This window comes from Novosphingobium sp. 11B, assembly GCF_054589055.1.
Map to the genome: position 1 here is coordinate 1 of NZ_BAAILP010000010.1, position 18,924 is coordinate 18,924.

General features: G+C 66.0%; 13 protein-coding genes. 5 read left to right on the top strand and 8 right to left on the bottom strand.

Features of this window, described 5'->3' with window-relative positions; all coding sequences use genetic code 11:
• Positions 1 to 180: 180 nt before the first annotated feature.
• The 7 genes from ACYPYD_RS00745 to ACYPYD_RS00775 form a co-directional block, all read right to left on the bottom strand.
• Entirely contained in the window at positions 181 to 3,021 is a 2,841-nt protein-coding gene (locus ACYPYD_RS00745; RefSeq protein WP_459661717.1) for a TonB-dependent receptor, read from the bottom strand.
• Positions 3,022 to 3,349: 328 nt separating this feature from the next.
• Positions 3,350 to 4,771 carry a family 43 glycosylhydrolase gene (locus ACYPYD_RS00750; RefSeq protein WP_459661733.1) on the bottom strand — a complete coding sequence of 474 codons (1,422 nt, stop codon included), beginning with the start codon at positions 4,769 to 4,771 and terminating at the stop codon, positions 3,350 to 3,352.
• Between the two features lie 132 nt (positions 4,772 to 4,903).
• Positions 4,904 to 5,908, bottom strand: coding sequence for an arabinan endo-1,5-alpha-L-arabinosidase (locus tag ACYPYD_RS00755; protein WP_459661718.1), 1,005 nt, complete (start codon positions 5,906 to 5,908; stop codon positions 4,904 to 4,906).
• Positions 5,908 to 7,485, bottom strand: a complete 1,578-nt coding sequence (locus ACYPYD_RS00760) for an alpha-N-arabinofuranosidase (protein WP_459661719.1) — start codon at positions 7,483 to 7,485, stop codon at positions 5,908 to 5,910. The genes ACYPYD_RS00755 and ACYPYD_RS00760 overlap by 1 nt, the downstream gene beginning before the upstream one ends.
• Positions 7,486 to 7,506: 21 nt before the next feature.
• Positions 7,507 to 8,433: a Gfo/Idh/MocA family protein gene (locus ACYPYD_RS00765; RefSeq protein ID WP_459661720.1), complete on the bottom strand. Its 927-nt coding sequence runs from the start codon at positions 8,431 to 8,433 to the stop codon at positions 7,507 to 7,509.
• Between the two features lie 3 nt (positions 8,434 to 8,436).
• The gene (gene araD1, locus ACYPYD_RS00770) at positions 8,437 to 9,432 is read right to left on the bottom strand and encodes an AraD1 family protein (protein ID WP_459661721.1); all 996 of its coding nucleotides are present in this window, start codon (positions 9,430 to 9,432) and stop codon (positions 8,437 to 8,439) included.
• A 65-nt stretch (positions 9,433 to 9,497) separates the two neighbouring features.
• A complete protein-coding gene (locus ACYPYD_RS00775; protein WP_459661722.1) occupies positions 9,498 to 11,027 on the bottom strand; it encodes an aldehyde dehydrogenase (NADP(+)) in 1,530 nt (509 codons plus the stop codon).
• A 111-nt stretch (positions 11,028 to 11,138) separates the two neighbouring features.
• Between ACYPYD_RS00775 and ACYPYD_RS00780 the strand changes: the two genes are divergently transcribed.
• A complete protein-coding gene (locus tag ACYPYD_RS00780; RefSeq protein WP_008829560.1) occupies positions 11,139 to 11,894 on the top strand; it encodes a FadR/GntR family transcriptional regulator in 756 nt (251 codons plus the stop codon).
• Positions 11,895 to 12,150: 256 nt separating this feature from the next.
• Here ACYPYD_RS00780 and ACYPYD_RS00785 read toward each other — a convergent pair whose 3' ends face one another.
• On the bottom strand, positions 12,151 to 13,464 hold the full coding sequence (locus ACYPYD_RS00785) for a sugar MFS transporter (RefSeq protein ID WP_459661723.1): 1,314 nt from the start codon (positions 13,462 to 13,464) through the stop codon (positions 12,151 to 12,153).
• A 156-nt stretch (positions 13,465 to 13,620) separates the two neighbouring features.
• On the opposite strand from ACYPYD_RS00785, the gene ACYPYD_RS00790 reads away from it, so the two are divergent.
• The 4 genes from ACYPYD_RS00790 to ACYPYD_RS00805 all read left to right on the top strand — a co-directional run bounded on the left by ACYPYD_RS00790 (position 13,621) and on the right by ACYPYD_RS00805 (position 18,924).
• On the top strand, positions 13,621 to 14,772 hold the full coding sequence (locus tag ACYPYD_RS00790; RefSeq protein ID WP_459661724.1) for an aldose epimerase family protein: 1,152 nt from the start codon (positions 13,621 to 13,623) through the stop codon (positions 14,770 to 14,772).
• A 21-nt stretch (positions 14,773 to 14,793) separates the two neighbouring features.
• Entirely contained in the window at positions 14,794 to 16,590 is a 1,797-nt protein-coding gene (locus ACYPYD_RS00795) for an IlvD/Edd family dehydratase (RefSeq protein ID WP_271181576.1), read from the top strand.
• Positions 16,591 to 16,746: 156 nt separating this feature from the next.
• Entirely contained in the window at positions 16,747 to 17,601 is an 855-nt protein-coding gene (locus ACYPYD_RS00800) for an SMP-30/gluconolactonase/LRE family protein (RefSeq protein ID WP_459661725.1), read from the top strand.
• Between the two features lie 120 nt (positions 17,602 to 17,721).
• A complete protein-coding gene (locus tag ACYPYD_RS00805; protein ID WP_459661726.1) occupies positions 17,722 to 18,924 on the top strand; it encodes an efflux RND transporter periplasmic adaptor subunit in 1,203 nt (400 codons plus the stop codon).

An 18,924-nucleotide genomic window follows, 5' to 3' on the forward strand; every position in this document is an offset into this window, starting at 1 on the left:
CCCCCCCCCCCCGCCGGACAGCACCGGTCCCGGAACCTGTCCGGGACGGCACGTTGAAGCAATCGGAAGGGCGGCCGGTCCGTATCGGGTGTTGGGAGAGGAAGGAGCCCCGACCCGTCCCGGCCGCCCTGAGCGGGGCACGCCGCGGGGAATGGCGTTCCCGCAGCGTGCCTCGCCGTATCAGTCGAACTTGAAGCGCACGCCCACCGCGAAAGTGCGGTCGATCAGCAGCGTGCTGGAGTTGAACTGCTGCGCGTTACCGACGTCGCCGAACTTGTAGTAGTTCTGCTGCTTCGCCTTGGTGAGGTTAACTGCGTCGAAGGTCACGCCGATATCGTCGTTGACGTTCCACGTCAGCTGCAGGTCGAGGCTCTTTTCAGGCGCGCGCCAGAAGCCGATCGGGTTCGCGAAGGAGCGGCCCTCGTTGCTCTGGAGGAAGCCCTTGCGCCAGATGTACGACAGGCGGGCACCGATCGGGCCGTTGTCGTAGGCCAGCGTCGCGTTGTACGACAGCTTCGACACGCCGAAGAACGCCGACTTGGTGGAGCCGGTGATCTCGCCCTGGGTGTTGACGACCGGGATCGTCTGCTCGGAGTCGAGGATCGTGGCGCTGCCGGTGAAGCCGAGGCCGTTGAGCGGGCCGGGCAGATAGGTCGGGAAGTAGGTCAGGCCCAGTTCCACGCCCTTCAGCACGCCGTCGGAGGCATTGACCGGACGGGTGATGTTGAACGTCTCGGTGTAGGTCTCGTTACGCGGCAGGTAGTTGTCCGGGATGATCTCGCGGCCCGTGAGCGGCACGACCAGCCCGTTGATCTCGCGGCGGAAGGCCGTCGCGTAGATCGCGCTGTTGCGCTCGAAGTACCATTCGATCGCAAGGTCGAAGTTCTTCGAATGGGTCGCGGTCAGGTTGGCGTTGCCCGCGCTGCCGGTGCCGAAGCCGATGCGCGACAAGTCGCCCGTCAGCGTGACGTTGGGGTTGAGATCGCCGAAGGCCGGACGGCGCAGCGTCTCGCCGTAGTTGAAACGGATGCGCAGGTTGTCAGTGATGCCGTAGCGCGCGGTGAACGAGGGCAGCCACTTGGCCGAGCCGGTCGAAACCCCGGTGCGGGCGAAGCCGTTGCCGCGATCGAAGTATTCGTAGTCGGTATCGATCTGCACATAGCGCACACCGGCCTGCAGCTGCAGCGGGCGGCCGAACAGTTCGATCTCGCCGTCCGCCATGAGGTAGGCGGCGGTATTGATCTCGCCGATGCCGAAGACGTGGCCGAAGCTCAGCTGGTCGGACAGCAGCAGCCCCGGGTTGACCGCCCGGTACAGGGTGCGGACCGCATCCTTGTCCATGGTGCGCGGATCGGCGAGGACCCAGCTGGTCGGAATGTCGGCGCGGCCGTCGAAGAAGCCGCTGTTGGTGAACGGCGTACCCTGCCCGAACTGGTCGAGCGTCACGCCCGGCAGGCCGCCCGCGCCCTGGTCACGCACGTAGCTGTCGGCCTTGCGGTCGTCGTAGCGGAAGCCCGCCTTGATGCGGCGCAAGAAGCCTTCGTCCCACTCGTACTCGCCGTCGAGCATCACGGTCAGCGCGCTGCCCTTGTTCTTCGTGCCGCTGTCGAACAGGTTGCCCACGGTCCACGCCGAAGCGTCGGTCAGGACGCCCGGATTGCCGAAGCTGTACGAAGGCAGGCCGCCACCGGCGTTGAAGTCCACGTCGATGTCGAGCGGCGCGCGATCGGTACGGATGGCGAAGAACGAGGTCTCGTTCTTGCTGTCCTGATAGGCGACGTCGGCCGTGATCTTGCCGCGATCGGCCACGTCCCACTTGGCGTTGAAGGCGTAGACATAGCTGTCGGTCTTGTTGGTCGAATAGTCGCCGCTGTTGAAGCCTGCGACCGCACCGGCCTGACGCGACTTGATGATGTTGGTGCCGTCATACAGCTCGAAGCTGTTGGCGACGTCAGCGGGCAGGTTGCCCCACCAATCGACGAAGCTGAAGTTCAGGCTGTTGAAGGTCTTGCCCCGGAAGCCGGTGTAGAACACTTCGGCGGTGTAGACCGAGCGATCGTTCGGCGCCCACTGCAGCGCGGCGTTGACCGACGGGCGCGTGCGCTTGCCGTAGAGGTCGGAGGCGATCACCGCGTCGCGCGACAGGTAGTACGGCGTCTCGACACCGTTGATGTTCAGCGTCGAGCCGGGCGCGATCGGCAGGCCCGCGTCGAGTCCAGGCGTCCAGTTCTGGTTGCGGTCACCCGGGAAGATTCGCTCCAACGGGGTCAGGCCGGAACCTGCAGGCGGGGTCTCGGTGGCGAACGGCACCATGGCGCCCGCCTGCAGGTTCTGGTTGCGATATTCGGCGCGGGTGTAGCTGGCGTTCACGAGGAAGCCGATCTCGCCGATGCCGGTGTCCCACTTGTCCGCCACGAGCAGCGCGACGTTGGGGTTGGCCTTGTCGGCCAGCTCCGAATAGATGCCGCGCGCAAGGCCCGAGATGGTGAAGCCGTCGAAGTCGAGCGGACGGCGCGTCTGTACGTCGATCTGCCCGGCAAGGCCGGTCTCGATCTGGTCGGCCGAGCGGGTCTTGTAGACGTCGATCTTCTTGACGAGGTTGGCCGAGATGTCCTGCAGCGCGAACGAGGTGCCCGCCGCCGTGAAGATGTTGCGGCCGTTCAGCGTGGTCAGCGGATCGGTCAGGCCGCGGATGGTGATCGTCGCGGCTTCACCGCCGGCACGGTCGGTGACCTGAATGCCGGTGACGCGCTGCAGCGCCTCGACCACATTGTTGTCGGGCAGCTTGCCCACGTCCTCGGCGACGATCGAGTCGACGATCTGGACATTGTCCTTGCGGCTGTTGATGGCGCCGACGATGGACGCGCGCACGCCGGTGACGATGATGTCTTCGGCGCTGGCATCATCTGCAGCGGCCTGAGGCGCGGTATCCTGCGGAGCAGCGTCCTGAGCCTGCGCGACGGAGGCGAAGCCGAGAGCGAGAACGGATGCGGTGCAAAATGCGAATGGCTTGAACGCCATGATCAACCCTCCCAAGGGGGCTGGCCGATACCATGCCCCGAAACTGTGTGGCGCCTGATTATTAGTCGGACTATTTAGACGCAAGAGGAAAATGCATTGCTCCGACAAAAAGGATGCAGAGATGTGGCATATGGAGCGCACTTGTCGCTTTAGCGGGCGCATTCCCGGGCATCGACGTGCGATTAAATCAGACAATTAAACGCCATCGTCCCCGACTTGATCCGGGACCGCTGGCCGTGAACAGCCCACCTCCCAGAGGGTGCTTCCGGGCCAGCGTCCTCCTAAAGACCGACACCGGTCCCGGATCAAGTCCGGGACGACGGCAGGCTCAATCCGCCAGCCAGGCCACGCTGGCGTCATAGGCGTCGGCCAGCACCACCCGGTCCCCGGCATGGGCGAGCGCCCTGCCTTCGAAAGCGACCGAAGCGAAGCGCACGGTGCCGCTCGCCGGACCGACCTCGCGGCGGAAACGGGCCGCCTCGGTCGCAGAGAGCGGCGCGAGAGACACCGAACCGTCGGCCCCGGCGACAAGGCAATGGTCCGGCTTGAGGATCGGCACCAGTTGCACGGTGCCCTCGCCCGCCTCGACCGAGCGGAACTGCGTCTGCGGCAACGAGGCATCGCTCACCGAAAGGCGCGCGCCCTCGGCGGCCAGCCGCACGGTGCGGCGCACGGCGGGGATGAAGCGCTCCGGCAGCGCACCATTGCCCACCGGCACGCCGAAATCCGGATTGCCGTTGCCGTCGAAATAGAGGCGCTGAATGCGGGTGTGACGATCGGGGTTGAACAGTGGGTCGCCCTCGATCTTCTCGTAGTCGCGGCCGTGGTAGACGAGGATGTCGCGGCCCTGCTCGTCCGTGGTGAAGCTGTTGTGGCCGGGGCCGTAGACAGAGGTTTCACGGCAGGTGACGAAGACCGGCTCCGGCGACTTGGTCCAGGCGCGCGGGTCCATCAGGTTGTCGGTCTCGCCGATCGACAGCAGCCCCAGGCAATAGCGCGCATCGGTGGCACTGGCCGAATAGCTCATGAACAGGCGGCCGTTCTTGACGATGACGGCCGGTGCCTCGGCGACCTTGTAGCCGCGCACTTCCCAGTCGAGCGTCGGCACCGTCAGGCGCGCTGCGGGCGCGGACAGGGTCAGCGCGTCCTTCATCGGCGCGATGTAGAGGTTGGAATTGGTCTCGATCCCCGGCTCGCGCTGCGCCCACGCGAAGTAGCGCACGCCCCGGTGGACGAAGCTGGTGGAATCGAGGTTGAAGCTGTCCCACGGCGCCTTGAATTCGCCCAGCACCGACCAGCCCCCGGTCATCGGGTCCGGCCCGTCGCAGACCACTGCATACGTGCGGATGCGGAACACGTCCTCGCCGCCGCCGCTGGGGCCGGCAGCGAAGTACATCACCCACTTGCCGGCGATCAGGTGCAGTTCGGGCGCCCACAGGAAGCCCGACATCGGCCCGCTCGATTCGTGGTGCCACAACACCCGCTCCTCGGCATCGGTGAGGCCGGCGAGGGTCTTCGAACGGCGCAGCACGAGGCGGTCGTACTCGGGCACAGAGCCGGTCATGTAGTACCAGCCGTCCTCGTGCAGGAACACCTGCGCGTCGGCCCGGCGCTTCACCAGCGGGTTGATCGCACCGGGGACATCAGGGGTCTGCGAGGTGCCGATCACGCTCTTGCCCGGCGCGGCGCAGGCGATCGGAAGCAGCGATGCAGCAGTGGCGAAGTTGCGACGCGACAGGGGGAAGTTCATCATGGCCTCTCCGGCGGTTCTGGTGCGTTATGGTCGTGTTAGGTGCCGTTAGGCCCCCGTTGGGTGCCACCTTGAAAAAGGACGCCCCGGCCTTGGTTCAGGGCCGAAACCGGGGCGCCGTCAGGTGGGTGTTCAGTATTCGGCAACAGGCCAGCCGTCCGCGTCCCACCGCAGCGGCGCGATGCGCAGCGTGGGGCGGCCGTCGGCTTCCTTGTCGTAGGCGTGGTAGACGAGGTAGGTCGTGCCGTCCTTGTCGGTGAACGCCCCGGCATGGCCGGGTCCCCGGAAACGCTGCTTTTCCTGCAGGTCGGAGCGCAGCAGGATGGTGCCCTCGCCCTCCATCATCGAACTGCCGTCACGGCCAAGATAAGGGCCAGTGATCTTTTTCGAGCGGCCGACGACGGTGTAATACGTCGAGTTCACGCCCTTGCAGCAATAGTCGTAGGACGCGATCAGGAAGTACCAGCCGCCGTGCGGAATGATGAACGGCGCCTCTACCGGCGCCGCCGCTCCCGCGGGTGCGCGGCGGCGGGCGATGGAATACGGTTCGGTGCCGGGCACGACCTTGCCGGTCTTCGCATCGAGCGGGAACAGCTTGAGACCGCTCCAGAAACTGCCGAGCGACAGCCACTGGCGTCCCTGCGCATCGACGACGAAATTGGGGTCGATGGCGTTGAAGTCATCGTCCTTGGTGGACATGACGACAAGGCCATGATCCTGCCATTTCGCCTTTGGCCCCAGCGTCTTGCTGGTCGCGAGACCGATCGCCGAACGGTTGGAGCCGAAGGTCGAGACCGAATAGTACAGTCGGTATTCGCCGTTCACATACGAAATATCCGGCGCCCAGATACCTTCGGTTCCGGGAACAGCATCTTTCGCCCACGCCGGTATTTCGGAGAACACCGAACCGGCATCCTTCCACACCTTCAGGTCGGTCGAGGTCTTGATGCCGATATACTTGCCCACGGTGCTGAACACGTAATACGTGTCCCCCTCGCGGATGATGACCGGATCATGCACGACAAGGTCGCCGGAAAGCTGCGAATTCAGCGTCCCGGCACCCTTCTCGCCGACCTGCTGGGCGCTCGCGGAACTGGCAAGAGCCAGCGCCGCGAGACCGAGGAAGGCCGCCTTCATCACTGCAGTTCCAGCACCACCACCGACTTCGCCGGCAGCGTCACGACCATCTGGCCGCCCTGCACGCTCGCCCCGGTGAAGGCGGCGGGCTTGACGACGTCAGGCGCGTCGAAGGTGTTGTGCGAATTGATCGCCGAGCCCGTCAGAATACGGCCGGAAACCGCCGCTGCGCTGACGCCGTCGAGCTTGATCGTCACCGTGTTCGACTGGTTCGGATCGAGGTTCGACAGCGCGACATGCACCTTGCCGTCCTTCGCCTTCACCGCCGAGCCGCTGACCGCAGGCATGGTGAATTCGTCCTTGGAATACCACGGCGACTTGATCTCGAGCGGCAGCACGGTGGCGTCCTGCCAGGGCTTGTACATCTCGAAGACGTGGTAGGTGGGGGTCAGCACCATCTTGCTGCCCTGCGTGAAGATCATCGCCTGCAGCACGTTCACCATCTGCGCGATGGCGGTCATGCGCACACGGTCGGCGTGCTTCGCAAAGATGTCGAGGTGCACAGAGGCGATCAGCGCATCACGCAAGGTGTTCTGCTGCCTCAGGAATCCGGGGTGCGTCCCCTCGTCCTGCGCATACCACGAACCCCACTCGTCAACCGCGAGGAAGATGCGCTTCTCGGGATCGTACTTGTCCATGATCGCCGAGTGCTTGGTGATCAGTTCGTCCATGTGCCGCGCGCCGTTCAGCGCATCGGCCCAGCCGTACTCGTCGAAGTTCACTGCAGGCGCACGCGGCGGCCAGCCACCGGCGGGGTGGACGTAATAGTGCAGCGAAACGCCGTCGAGCTGGTTCGCCGCGACGCGCATCATCGTCTCGGTCCAGTTGTAGTCGTCGACGTTGGCGCCGGCCGCGACCTTCAGGATCTTGGTCCCGGCGGGCGGCTTGATGAAGGTGGCATAGCGGCGCGTCTCGTCCGCCGCGAACTCGGGGCGCATGTTGCCGCCGCAGCCCCACAGCTCGTTTCCGACGCCGAAGTACTTGACCTTCCACGGTTCCTTGTGGCCGTTCTTGGCGCGCTCATCCGCCAGCGAACCGGCGGGCGAGGTCATGTATTCGACCCATTCGGCCATTTCGCGCGGAGTGCCGTTGCCGACGTTGCCCGCGACATAGGCCTCGGCGCCGACCTGTCGGATCAGCTCGAAGAACTCGTGCGTGCCGACCGCGTTTGGCTCGGTCACGCCGCCCCAGTGGGTGTTGATCTTGACCGGGCGCTTGGCCTGTGGGCCGATGCCTTCACGCCAGTTGTATTCGTCGGCGAAGCAGCCGCCGGGCCAGCGGATCACCGGAACCGACAAGTCCTTCAGCGCCTTGACGACGTCGTTGCGGAAGCCGTTGGTATTGGGGATCTTGCTGCCTTTGCCGACCCACAGGCCGCCATAGATGCCCTCGCCCAGATGCTCGGCGAACTGGGTGAAGACGTCCTTGTTGTAGACCGGGCCGGGCTTGCCGCCCTCGATCGTGGCGGTGGTGGGCTGGCCGCCCGTATCGGCCGAAGCCGTCTGGCTCAGGGGCGCGGAAAGCACCGTCGCTGCCATCAGCATGGCGAGCGACGTGCGGCGGAAGAACTTAGTCATTTCAGTCCCCTCCCTAGGGAATCAATCGTGGAATTCGTCCACCAGCTTGCGGTGGCCGCGCAGGAATGCGTCGGCGACGAGTCGCAGCGGCGCCACGTCCACGTCGCTGCGGCCACCCCGGATGAGGCTGGCGAAGCGCGCGTAGAGGCCCGGATATTCCATGTCCTCGGCATGCTCGGTGCCGCTCGGAAGCGTCAGCACCGCGCCGCCGTTCGACAGCTTGAGGGTTCCTTCGTCCGTCTCTACGACGATGTCCCACGACTGCGGGCCGGTCTGCCGCCAGTCGAGGTCCATGTGGATCGGCGCGCCAGCGGTGTCGCGGAACTCGATGTCGGCGGCGATCGGCGCGGCACGGTTGGCCGGGATCTCCAGCGTCGCACCCTGCAGGAACATCGGGCGCGGCAGGATGTGCGTGACGATCGAAAGCGCATTGATGCCCGGATCGAACACGCCAAGGCCGCCCGGCTCCCAGATCCAGGCCTGGCCCGGATGCCACACGCGCACGTCCTCGCGCCACACGATCGAGACTTTCTCGATCTTGCGGTCGGACAGCCATGCCCGCGCCGGGGCCACGCCCGCCGCAAAGCGCGAGTGCCACGAGGCGAACAGCGTCGCGCCGACCTTCTCGGCGCGGCTTTCGAGCGCCACGACTTCGGACAGCGTCGCGCCCGGCGGCTTTTCAAGGAACACGTGCATGCCCTTCGACAGTGCCTGCACGGCAAGGTCGTAGCGGACCTGCGGCGGCGTGCAGAGCGCCACCGCGTCGACCGCAGGACCGTTCGCGATCAGTTCGTCGAGGCTCTTCGCGTGGGGCACGCCCTCGACGCCCGGATCACGCGGGCTGACGGTGGCGGCGAGGCTGAACGCCTTGTTCCCGGCGATCGCCGGAAGGTGCTGGTCGCGGGCGATCTTGCCCACGCCCACCACCGCAATGCGGATCGGGTCCATCGATCAGAGCGCCTTCACCGCGAAGGCGCGCTCGGGAACGCGGACCAGCTTGTTGGCGACCGGCAGCGTGAAAGGTGCGGCCGAAATCTCGAACACGTCGCCTTCCTGCGTCTGCACGCCGTCGCTGAACGAAAGCGTCGCGGTGCCGAAGAAGTGGACATGCACGTCGCCCGCGCGGCGGAACAGGTCGTACTTGAAGTGGTGATGCTCAAGGTTCGCGAACGTATGCGACATGTTACCCTCGCCCGAGAGGAAGGGCTTTTCCCAGATCGTCTCGCCACCCCGGATGACCTTGCTGGTGCCCTCGATATGCGAGGGCGGCGTGCCGAGCAGCAGCTCTGGGCCGAGCGCGGCCTGACGCAGCTTCGAGTGGGCCAGCCACAGGTAGTTGTGACGCTCGGTAACGTGGTCCGAATACTCGTTGGCAAGCGCGAGGCCGAGGCGGTAGGCAGTGCCGTCCTCGCCGATCAGGTAGATGCCTGCGAGTTCGGGCTCCTCGCCGCCGTCCTTGGCAAAGGCGGGCATTTCGAGGTCGTCGGTCGGGCCGACGAGCTGCGAACCGTCGCCCTTATAGAACCATTCCGGCTGCTGGCCGACTTCGCCCGGCGCAGGCTTGCCGCCTTCGAGGCCCTCGAGGAAGATGCGCATCGAATCGGTCAGCTTTTCGCCCGAAGTCGCCGCCTTGTGCATCTTGTCACGCCCCTCGGCGGAACCGAGGTGAGTCAGGCCGGTGCCGGTCATCAGCAGGTGCGCACCGTCCTCGTGGTCAATCGGCGCGAGCAGACGGCTAGCCGCGAACTCGGCGGCGATATCGACGGCTTCACCCTGCCCGGCATCCTTTGCGGCCTCGGCAAGCGTCTGGCCCGCAGCGATCGCGCCAAGCGCGAGTTCACGCACCGAAGCGACGCCCGGCAGGAAATGCGCGGCATCACCGTCAGCGAGAATGACGGAACGAACGCCCTCGGCGCTCAGGTGCTGGAGCAGGCGAAGATAAGTCATGGAAAACTCTCCCTGAGACGGCGCGCCCTTCTTGAGGGACGCGCCGCCCGGATGGTTGGATCAGATCAGTTGAGGGTCAGCGTGCCGTCGATCAGGCGCGGGGCGCCGTCACCGAAGGCATCGTCGCGCAGTTCGGCCGGAAGCAGCCCTTGCGCAAAGTTCTGGTAGCTGACCGGACGCAGGTAGCGGTCGATCGCCATGCTGCCGACCGACGTGGTGCGCGGGTCGGAAGTCGAGGGGAACGGGCCGCCGTGGACCATCGCGTGGCACACTTCGACGCCGGTGGGCCAGCCGTTGACGAGGATGCGGCCGACCTTGCGCTCCAGCACCGGCAGGACGCGGGCGGCGGCGCCCTCGTCGGCATCGTCCATGTGGAGGGTGGCGGTCAGTTGGCCTTCGAGGCCTTCGAGTACGGTCAGCAGCTCGGCTTCGTCCTTGCAGCGCACGACGATCGAGGAGGCGCCGAACACTTCGTCGCCCGCCGCCTTGTCCGCAAGGAACTGCGCGGCCGAGGTCTGGAACAGGATCGCGCCGCCGGTGGTGACGCTGCCCTCTTCGCCCTTGGCCAGAGTTTCGACGCCGGGAAGAGCTTCGAGCGCAGCGACGCCCTTGGCGTACGCGGCGGCGATGCCGGTGGTCAGCATGGTCTGCGGCTTGGCTTCCGAAACGCCGGTGGTCGCGGCGGTCACGAAGGCGTCCAGCCCCTCACCCTCGACGGCGAGGATCAGGCCGGGGTTGGTGCAGAACTGGCCCGCACCCATCGTCAACGAACCGACGAAAGCCGCGCCGAGCGCTTCGCCGCGCGCCTTGAGCGCCTCGGGAAGCAGCAGGACGGGGTTGATGCTCGACATTTCGGCATAGACCGGGATCGGCACTTCGCGCGCCTGCGCGAGCCTGGCGAGAGCAAGACCGCCGCCACGCGAACCGGTGAAGCCGACCGCCATGATCGCCGGGTGCTGCACGAGCGCCGCGCCCAGTTCGTTCGAGGGACCGACGAGGTGCTGGAACACGCCCTCGGGCAGACCCGCATCCTTCACCGCCTTGGTGATGGCGGCAGCGATCAGCGCGCCGGTGACCGGGTGCGCCGGGTGGCCCTTGACGACGACCGGGCAGCCCGCCGCCAGCGCCGAAGCGGTGTCACCACCCGCCGTCGAGAACGCGAGCGGGAAGTTCGAGGCGCCGAACACTGCGACCGGACCGACCGGGATCATGCGCAAGCGCAGGTCCGGACGCGGCAGCGGCGCGCGGTCGGGCAGCGCGGGATCGATACGAAGCTGCTGCCACTGGCCTTTGCGCACGACGTCGGCGAACAGGCGCAGCTGACCACAGGTACGACCACGCTCACCCTCGCCGCGACCGCGCGGCAGGCCGCTCTCGGCGATGTAGGCTTCGATCAGCGGCTCACCGATCGCCATGATCTCGTCGGCGATTCGCTCGAGGAACACAGCGCGCGTCTCGCGATCGGTAGCGCGGTAGGTGTCGAACGCAGCAGCCGCGGCGGCGCAGGCAGCGGCCACATCAGCGGTGGTGCTGATGGCGAGCGGCTCACCCTGAGGCTCACCGGTAGCGGCGACGATGGAACGAAATTCAGTCATTGGGCACTCCCTATTTACTCCGACATATTTCCTGTGCGAGCGAAACGCAATGTTTGTCGTTCCTTCTCGTGCAAACCGCTGTTAGTTTCGCTCCCGGAGGAGCCCATACCTGTGCCAGATGCCGATTTGACGACCGCCGACGAAAACATCAAACAGGGCGAGGAAGCCCGAGGCCCCGGCCGCAGACTGCACGGAGCCATTGCACACAAGCTCGGCACCGCCATCTTGTCAGGCAAATATGCTCCCGGCGACATTCTGTCGGGCGAAGTCGCCTTCGCCGAGGAACTGCAGGTCTCCCGGAGCGCCTACCGCGAGGCGATCCAGGTGCTCACCGCCAAGGGCCTCGTCGCGAGCCGCCCCAAGGCCGGCACGCGCGTACTCCCGCGTGATCGCTGGAACCTGCTCGACCCCGAAGTGCTCGGCTGGGCCTTCGCAGGCGAACCCGACATCGAGTTCGTCCGCAGCCTGTTCGAACTGCGGGCCATCGTCGAACCCGCCGCTGCCCGCCTCGCCGCCCAACGCCGAGATAAGGCCGACCTGAAAGCGATGAAGGACGCCCTCACCGCCATGCGCCGCCATACCCTCACCACCGAAGCCGGGCGCGCCGCTGACCGCGACTTCCACAAGGCCATCCTTCAGGCGACGCGCAACGACGCGCTTCTAACCCTCAGCGCCTCGATTGGCGCGGCGGTGAACTGGACTACGCAGTTCAAGCAACGCGCCCGCGCCCTGCCGCGCAATCCGATCCCGGATCACGTCAAGGTCTACGACGCGATCGCAGCAGGGGATGCGGCTGCAGCTGCGGAGGCGATGAACGTGCTGGTGGATCTGGCTCTGGAAGATACGCGTAGCTCGATGGAAGATTGAACAGGGGAATTCGCAGGGGTTTACCACCCCTGCACCCCGTATATCGTCGAGGGCACGCGCGCCGCCTCCTCATCCGCGACGGTGAGCCGGGAGACTGAATAGCCTGCGGCGCAATAGAGCACCGAGACTGCTGCGCGCACCTCGTCACCAAGTCCACGGGGTGCAGGGGTGGTAAACCCCTGCGACTTCCTCTTGCTTCTTAAACAAAAAAAGCCCCGACGATTTCCCGCCGGGGCTTTTTTGCGTGCCTGAAGCGTTATTCGAAAGTCGCTTCCGGCGGCGGCACCGCGTTGGTCGGCTTGCTTCCCCACAGGGCGTAAAACAGCACGTAGAGTTCGCAAACCGCCGTCAGCAGGAACGAGGTCTGCAGCCCGTAGTTGTCGGCCAGCCAGCCCTGCACCACGACCAGAGCGCCACCTGCGATCGCCATGACGAGCAGGCCGGAACCTTCCTCGGTCAGCGGGCCGAGGCCCTTGATGCCGAGGGTGAAGATGGTCGGAAACATGATCGAGTGGAACAGGCCGACGAGGATCAGCGACCACATCGCCACTTCACCATGGGCGAACACGGTGACCATCATCACCGCGAAGGCGCCGATCGAGAAGAACGCCAGCACCTTGCCCGCATCGAAGCGCTGCATGACCAGCGACCCGGCGAAGCGACCGACCATCATGCCGCCCCACAGGAACGACAGGTACTTGCCCGCCTGCTCGTGCGTCAGGTTGGCGATGTCGGGCTGGCTGACGAAGTTCACGAAGAGGTTGGCCACGCCGATTTCAGCGATCAGATAGATGAAGATCGCGGGCACGCCGAACACCAGGTTGCGGTGGTTCCAGAGCGAGAGGTGCTTGCGCTCCTCCTTGGCGGCGCGCGAGTCGGCCGAACCCATAGCGGGCAGCGGGAATTTGGCGATGATGACCGCGAGGATCACCAGCACCACGGCGACGAGCGCGTAAGGCAGGATCACCGAGTGGGCGTCCGCCATGCGTTCGGCTTCGGTCAGGACGGTCCCGGCGGTCGCCGTGCCGCCCTTGGAACGACCGAGGATCAGGTAGGCCCCGAAGAGCGGCGCCAGCATCGTGCCCGCCGAGTTCAGCGCCTGCACCAGATTGAGGCGCGAGGACGCGGTCTCCGGTTTGCCGACGACAGCGACGTAGGGGTTCGCGGCCACCTGCAGCAGGGTGATGCCGCTGGCGATGACGAACAGCATGACGAGCGTGACGCCGTAGGACGGGATGCTGGCTGCCAGCATCATGCCGCATGCGCCTGCAGCCATGATGAGCAGGCCCGCGACGAGCGACTTCTGATAGCCGATCCGCTCGATCAGCTTGGCTGACGGGATCGAGGCCACGAAGTAGGCGATGAACCATACCGATTCGATCAGTGTCGTCTGGGTGTAGCTCAGCTCGAATACGCTGCGCAGGTGCGGCAGCAGCGTATTGTTGATGACGGTGATGAAGCCCCACATGAAGAACAGGCTGGCGAGCAGCGTAAGCGCGGGACCGTAGCGCACGCCTGCGGGCTGGGCGTGCAGCACCGGGGCGTCGGTGGATGAGACCACTGGGGGCATGACATTCCTCTCGATAGCGACGCCGGACGACCACTTGTACCGTGAACCGGCTTGCGCTCTTTCTATTTGTCGGACTATATGCGCGAAGCGGCGTCGTCAATGGGGCGCGTCTTCGTACAAGAATCGAAATCTCACCGAAATGCGGGAGCTAAGGGAATGAGGAATCCGGTCAAGGCCATCACGACGGCAGCGTCGGTTCTGGCACTGGCATTCGGCGCCAATGCCGCGCTGGCCACCGAAGCGACGCAGGCGAGCGCGGGCAAGCTGTCGAACGGCAGCGAAGTCACCGCGGTGACGCTGACGGCAGGCAACGGCGTTTCCGCCACGATCCTGACCTTCGGCGCGACACTGTGGAAGCTGAATGCGCCCGATCGCGACGGCAAGACCGCCGACGTCCTCGTCGCTTACGACAAGCTCTCCGACTTCGAGACGCGCCCGAACTTCTGGGGCGCCACCATCGGCCGATACGGCAACCGCATCGCCGACGGCAAGTTCACGCTCGACGGCAAGACGTACCAACTTCCCGGCAACGACCACGGCCAGTCGCTCCACGGCGGCGGCAAGGGCTTCGATGTGCAGAACTGGAAGCTCGAATCGGTGAAGTCGGGCAAGGTGGCGACGGCAGTGTTCTCGCTGGTCAGCCCTGACGGCGACTCCGGCTACCCCGGCACGGTGAAGGCGAAGGTCACGTATTCGCTCGACGAATCCGGCAACCTGCAGATCGTCTTCGACGCGACGACCGACAAGCCGACCGTGCTCAACATGACCAACCACGCCATCTTCAACATGGCGGGCGAAGGGTCGGAGCGCGATGCGATGACCAACGTGCTCACCCTCCCGGCGAGCAAGTACACTCCCGTCAACGAAAAGCTGATCCCGACCGGCGAACTGCGCGCCGTCGAGGGCACGCCGTTCGACTTCCGCAAGGGCAAGCCGGTCGCCGTGGGCCTGCGCGACGGCAACGACCAGCAGATCGTCTACGGCCGCGGCTTCGATCACAACTTCGCGCTCGACAAGGGCCAGACGAAGACCCCCGAACTCGCCGCCCGCCTAGAAGACCCCGTCTCGGGCCGCGTGCTGGAACTGCTGACGACCGAGCCCGGCGTCCAGTTCTACTCCGGCAACTTCCTCGACGGCACCTTCATCGGCAAGCAGGGCCACCTCTACCGCATGGGCGACGGCATCGCGCTGGAACCGCAGAAGTTCCCCGACAGCCCCAACCACGCCAACTTCCCGAGCACCCGCGTCGATCCCGGCAAGCCGTACCGGCACGTCATGATCTACCGCGTCACCACTTCTCCGCGCTGAACCGGACCAAAGAAAACAACCATGACCGAAACCCCTGCTCCCAAGCTGCGCTCGCGCGCCTGGTTCGACAATCCCGACAACATCGACATGACCTCGCTTTACCTGGAGCGATACCTGAACTTCGGCCTCAGCCTTGAAGAACTGCGTTCGGGCAAGCCGATCATCGGCATCGCCCAGTCGGGCAGCGACCTTAGCCCATGCAACCGCCATCACCTCGTGCTGGCCGAGCGCATCCGCGAAGGCATCCGCGAGATGGGCGGCATCGCGCTGGAATTTCCGGTCCACCCGATCCAGGAAACCGGCAAGCGGCCCACCGCCGGGCTCGACCGCAACCTGTCGTACCTCGGCCTCGTCGAGGCGCTCTACGGTTACCCGCTCGACGGCGTGGTGCTGACCACCGGCTGCGACAAGACGACCCCGGCGATGCTCATGGCTGCCGCGACCGTCAACATCCCGGCGATCGCGCTGTCGGTCGGCCCGATGCTCAACGGCTGGCACAAGGGCGAGCGCACCGGTTCGGGCACGATCGTCTGGAAGGGCCGCCAGATGATGGCGGCGGGCGAGCTGGACGCGGACGGCTTCATCAAGCTCGTCGCCTCCTCGGCGCCCTCCACCGGCTACTGCAACACCATGGGCACGGCGACGACGATGAACTCGCTCGCCGAGGCGCTGGGCATGATGCTGCCCGGTTCGGCGGCGATCCCCGCGCCTTACCGCGACCGCCAGGAATGCGCCTACCACACCGGCAAGCGCATCGTGGACATGGTGCGGGAGGACCTCAAGCCCTCCGACATCCTAACGCTCGACGCCTTCCACAACGCGATCGTCGTCAATGCCGCGATCGGCGGTTCGACCAACGCGCCGATCCACCTTGCCGCGCTGGCCCGCCACGTCGGCGTGGACCTACCGCTCAAGGACTGGGAGCGCCTTGGCCACAAGATCCCGCTGCTGGTGAACCTGCAGCCCGCCGGTGAGTATCTGGGCGAGGACTACTACCACGCGGGCGGCGTCCCCGCCGTCGTCGCGCAGTTGATCGGCCAGGGACTCATCCAGGAGAGCGCCCTCACCGTCAACGGCAAGACCATCGGCGACAACTGCCGTGACGCCACGATCGAGGACGACAAGGTCATCAAGACCTTCGACCAGCCTCTGGTCGAGGAGGCGGGCTTCCTCGTCCTGTCGGGCAACCTGTTCGACGCCGCGATCATGAAGACCAGCGTGATCTCCAAGGAGTTCCGCGACCGCTACCTCTCGAACCCCGCAGACCCGGACGCCTTCGAAGGCCCCGCCGTGGTGTTCGACGGTCCCGAGGACTACCACCACCGCATCGACGATCCCTCGGTCGGCATCACCCCCGAGACGCTGATGTTCATGCGCGGCGCCGGGCCGATCGGCTACCCCGGCGCGGCCGAAGTCGTGAACATGCGCCCGCCCGCCTACCTCATCACCGAAGGCGTCAGCGCCCTGCCCTGCATCGGCGACGGCCGCCAGTCGGGCACTTCGGGCAGCCCCTCGATCCTCAATGCCTCGCCCGAAGCGGCGGCGATGGGCGGTCTGGCGCTGCTGAAGACCGGCGACCGGGTGCGCATGGACCTCAAGGCAGGCAAAGTGGACGTGCTGATCTCCGACGAGGAGATGGCGACGCGCCGTGCCGAGCTGGAGGCCGCAGGCGGCTACCAGTACCCCGCCTCGCAGACGCCGTGGCAGGAAATCCAGCGCGCCCTCGTGGGCCAGATGGATACCGGCGCGATCCTCGAAGGTGCGGAAAAGTATCAACGCATCGCCCAGACCATGGGCCTGCCGCGCGACAACCACTGAGGCCGCGAAGAGGCCCGCCCCCAACCCCTCCCGCAAGCGGGAGGGGAGACATGAAGATACCCCTCCCGCTTGCGGGAGGGGCAGTGAGATTTGGCAGCTTGCTGCCTAGTCGCAGCGGGGTGGGCCTCCCTCACCCCCGACCGGGAGAGACGGCAAATGACCCTCTGGCGCAAGATCGAGCGCGACGTGCGCGACACCCTCGGCGAAGGCGCGCTCTGGTGCGAGCGAGATGGCGCGTTCTACTGGGTAGATATCCTCGCCCCCGCCCTCAACCGGCTGACGCTGGCCACCGGCGCCATTGAACGCTGGGACATGCCCGCGCCGCTCGGCTGGGTGGCTCCGCGTGCTTCCGGCGGCTTCCTCGGTGGTTTCCGCGACGGCGTCGCCGCGATCACCCTCGATCCGCTGACCATCGGCGAGCGCTCCGACCCCGAGCCGCACCTGCCCGGCAACCGCATGAACGACGGCAAGGCCGACCGCCACGGCGCCATCTGGTGCGGCACCATGGACATGGCCGAGGAGGAAGTCTCCGGCTCGTTCTACCGCCTGTCGCCGCAGGGCGACTGGCAGGTCATCGACACCGGCTACACCGTGACCAACGGCCCGGCGTTCTCGCCTTGCGGAAACTGGCTCTACCACACGGATTCCGGACGCCGTACGATCTACCGCTTCGCCCTCGACGCAAGCGGCGCCCGTGATCGGCAGGAATTCATCCGCTTCTCCGAGGACGACGGCTATCCCGACGGCATGACCACCGATGCGGAAGGGTTCCTCTGGGTTGCCCACTGGGACGGCGGCCGTATCAGCCGCTTCGCGCCCGACGGCACCCGCGACCGCTCGATCGAGCTGCCCGCCAGGCGCATCACCAACATCGCCTTTGCCGGGGAGAACCTCGACCGCATGTTCGTGACTTCTGCGGCAACGGGCCTGCCGGAATCGGAATTCGACGGCGCGCTCTACGAGGTCGATGCGGGCGTGATGGGTACGCCCTCAGGCATCTATCAGGGCTGACCGACCGGACCGGTCGGCTCCGGCACAGTCGCGCTTTGTCGCAGGGATTGGCGCAACCGTTACACATTGCTACCAAAATCCCTGCTTACAAGCTGCCTTCCAGCGGCCATACGAAGCAGCATGTTCACCACTCGTCGCATCGTGATCGGCGGCGTCGTACTCGGCGCGTGCGTTCTCCTTCTCGTCTGGAAGCTGTTTCTCGCCGCTCCGGCGGAGCCTGACGTCGCGACCGTGAAGGTCGCGCGCGGGGCGCTCGAACGCACCGTCGAGGCGACGGGCACGCTGGAGCCGAAGGAACTCGTCAGCGTCGGCGCGCAGGTGTCCGGCCGCCTCGACGAACTGAACTTCGAGATCGGCGACGTGGTCCACAAGGGCGACCTCATCGGCCTGATCGATCCGCGCACCCAGACCAACAGCCTGGAGACCGCCCGCGCCGACCTTGCCAACATGCAGGCGCAGGCCGCATCGGCAAAGGCCACGCTGGCGCGCACGCAGCTTGCCTTCAACCGCCAGAAGATGCTTGGCGCCGGCGAGGCGACATCGCAGCAGGACTTCGAGACGGCACGGCAGGAACTGCAGTCCGCCCAGGCCAGCTACGACGCCCTGCAAGCGCAGATCCGCGGCGCCAGCGTCAGCGTCAACACCGCCGAAGTGCAACTGGGCTACACCAAGATCACCGCGCCGATGGACGGCGTCGTCGTCGCCGTCGTCACCAAGCAGGGCCAGACCGTCAACGCCAACCAGTCGGCGCCGACTATCGTGATCCTTGCCAAGCTGGACGTGATGACGATCAAGGCCGAGGTCTCGGAAGCCGACGTCATCAACGTGAAGCCCGACCTGCCGGTCTACTTCACCATCCTCGGCGATCCCGACAAGCGCTACGAGGCCAAACTGCGCATGATCGAACCGGCGCCGGAATCTATCGTCGATGAAGTCAGCTCCAGTTCCAGCAGTTCCTCGTCGAGCAGTTCGTCCTCCAGCACCGCGATCTATTACAACGCGCTGTTCGAGGTGCCCAACGAGGACAACCGCCTGCGCGCGCTGATGACCGCCAAGGTCACCATCGTCCTCGACCGCCGCGCCAATGCGCTGACGATCCCGGCCACCGCGCTCGGCGCGAAGGGCAAGGATGGCACCTATGCCGTCCGCGTGAAGACAGAAGACGGGAAGATCGAGGACCGCAAGGTCAGGATCGGCCTCAACAACAACGTCAACGTCGAGGTCCTGTCCGGCCTCAAGGAAGGCGAGAACGTCGTCATCGGCGAGGCCAAGGCCGATAGCGGAACGAGCGGTCGCCGCCGCATGGGGCCGCCGGGCTTCTGA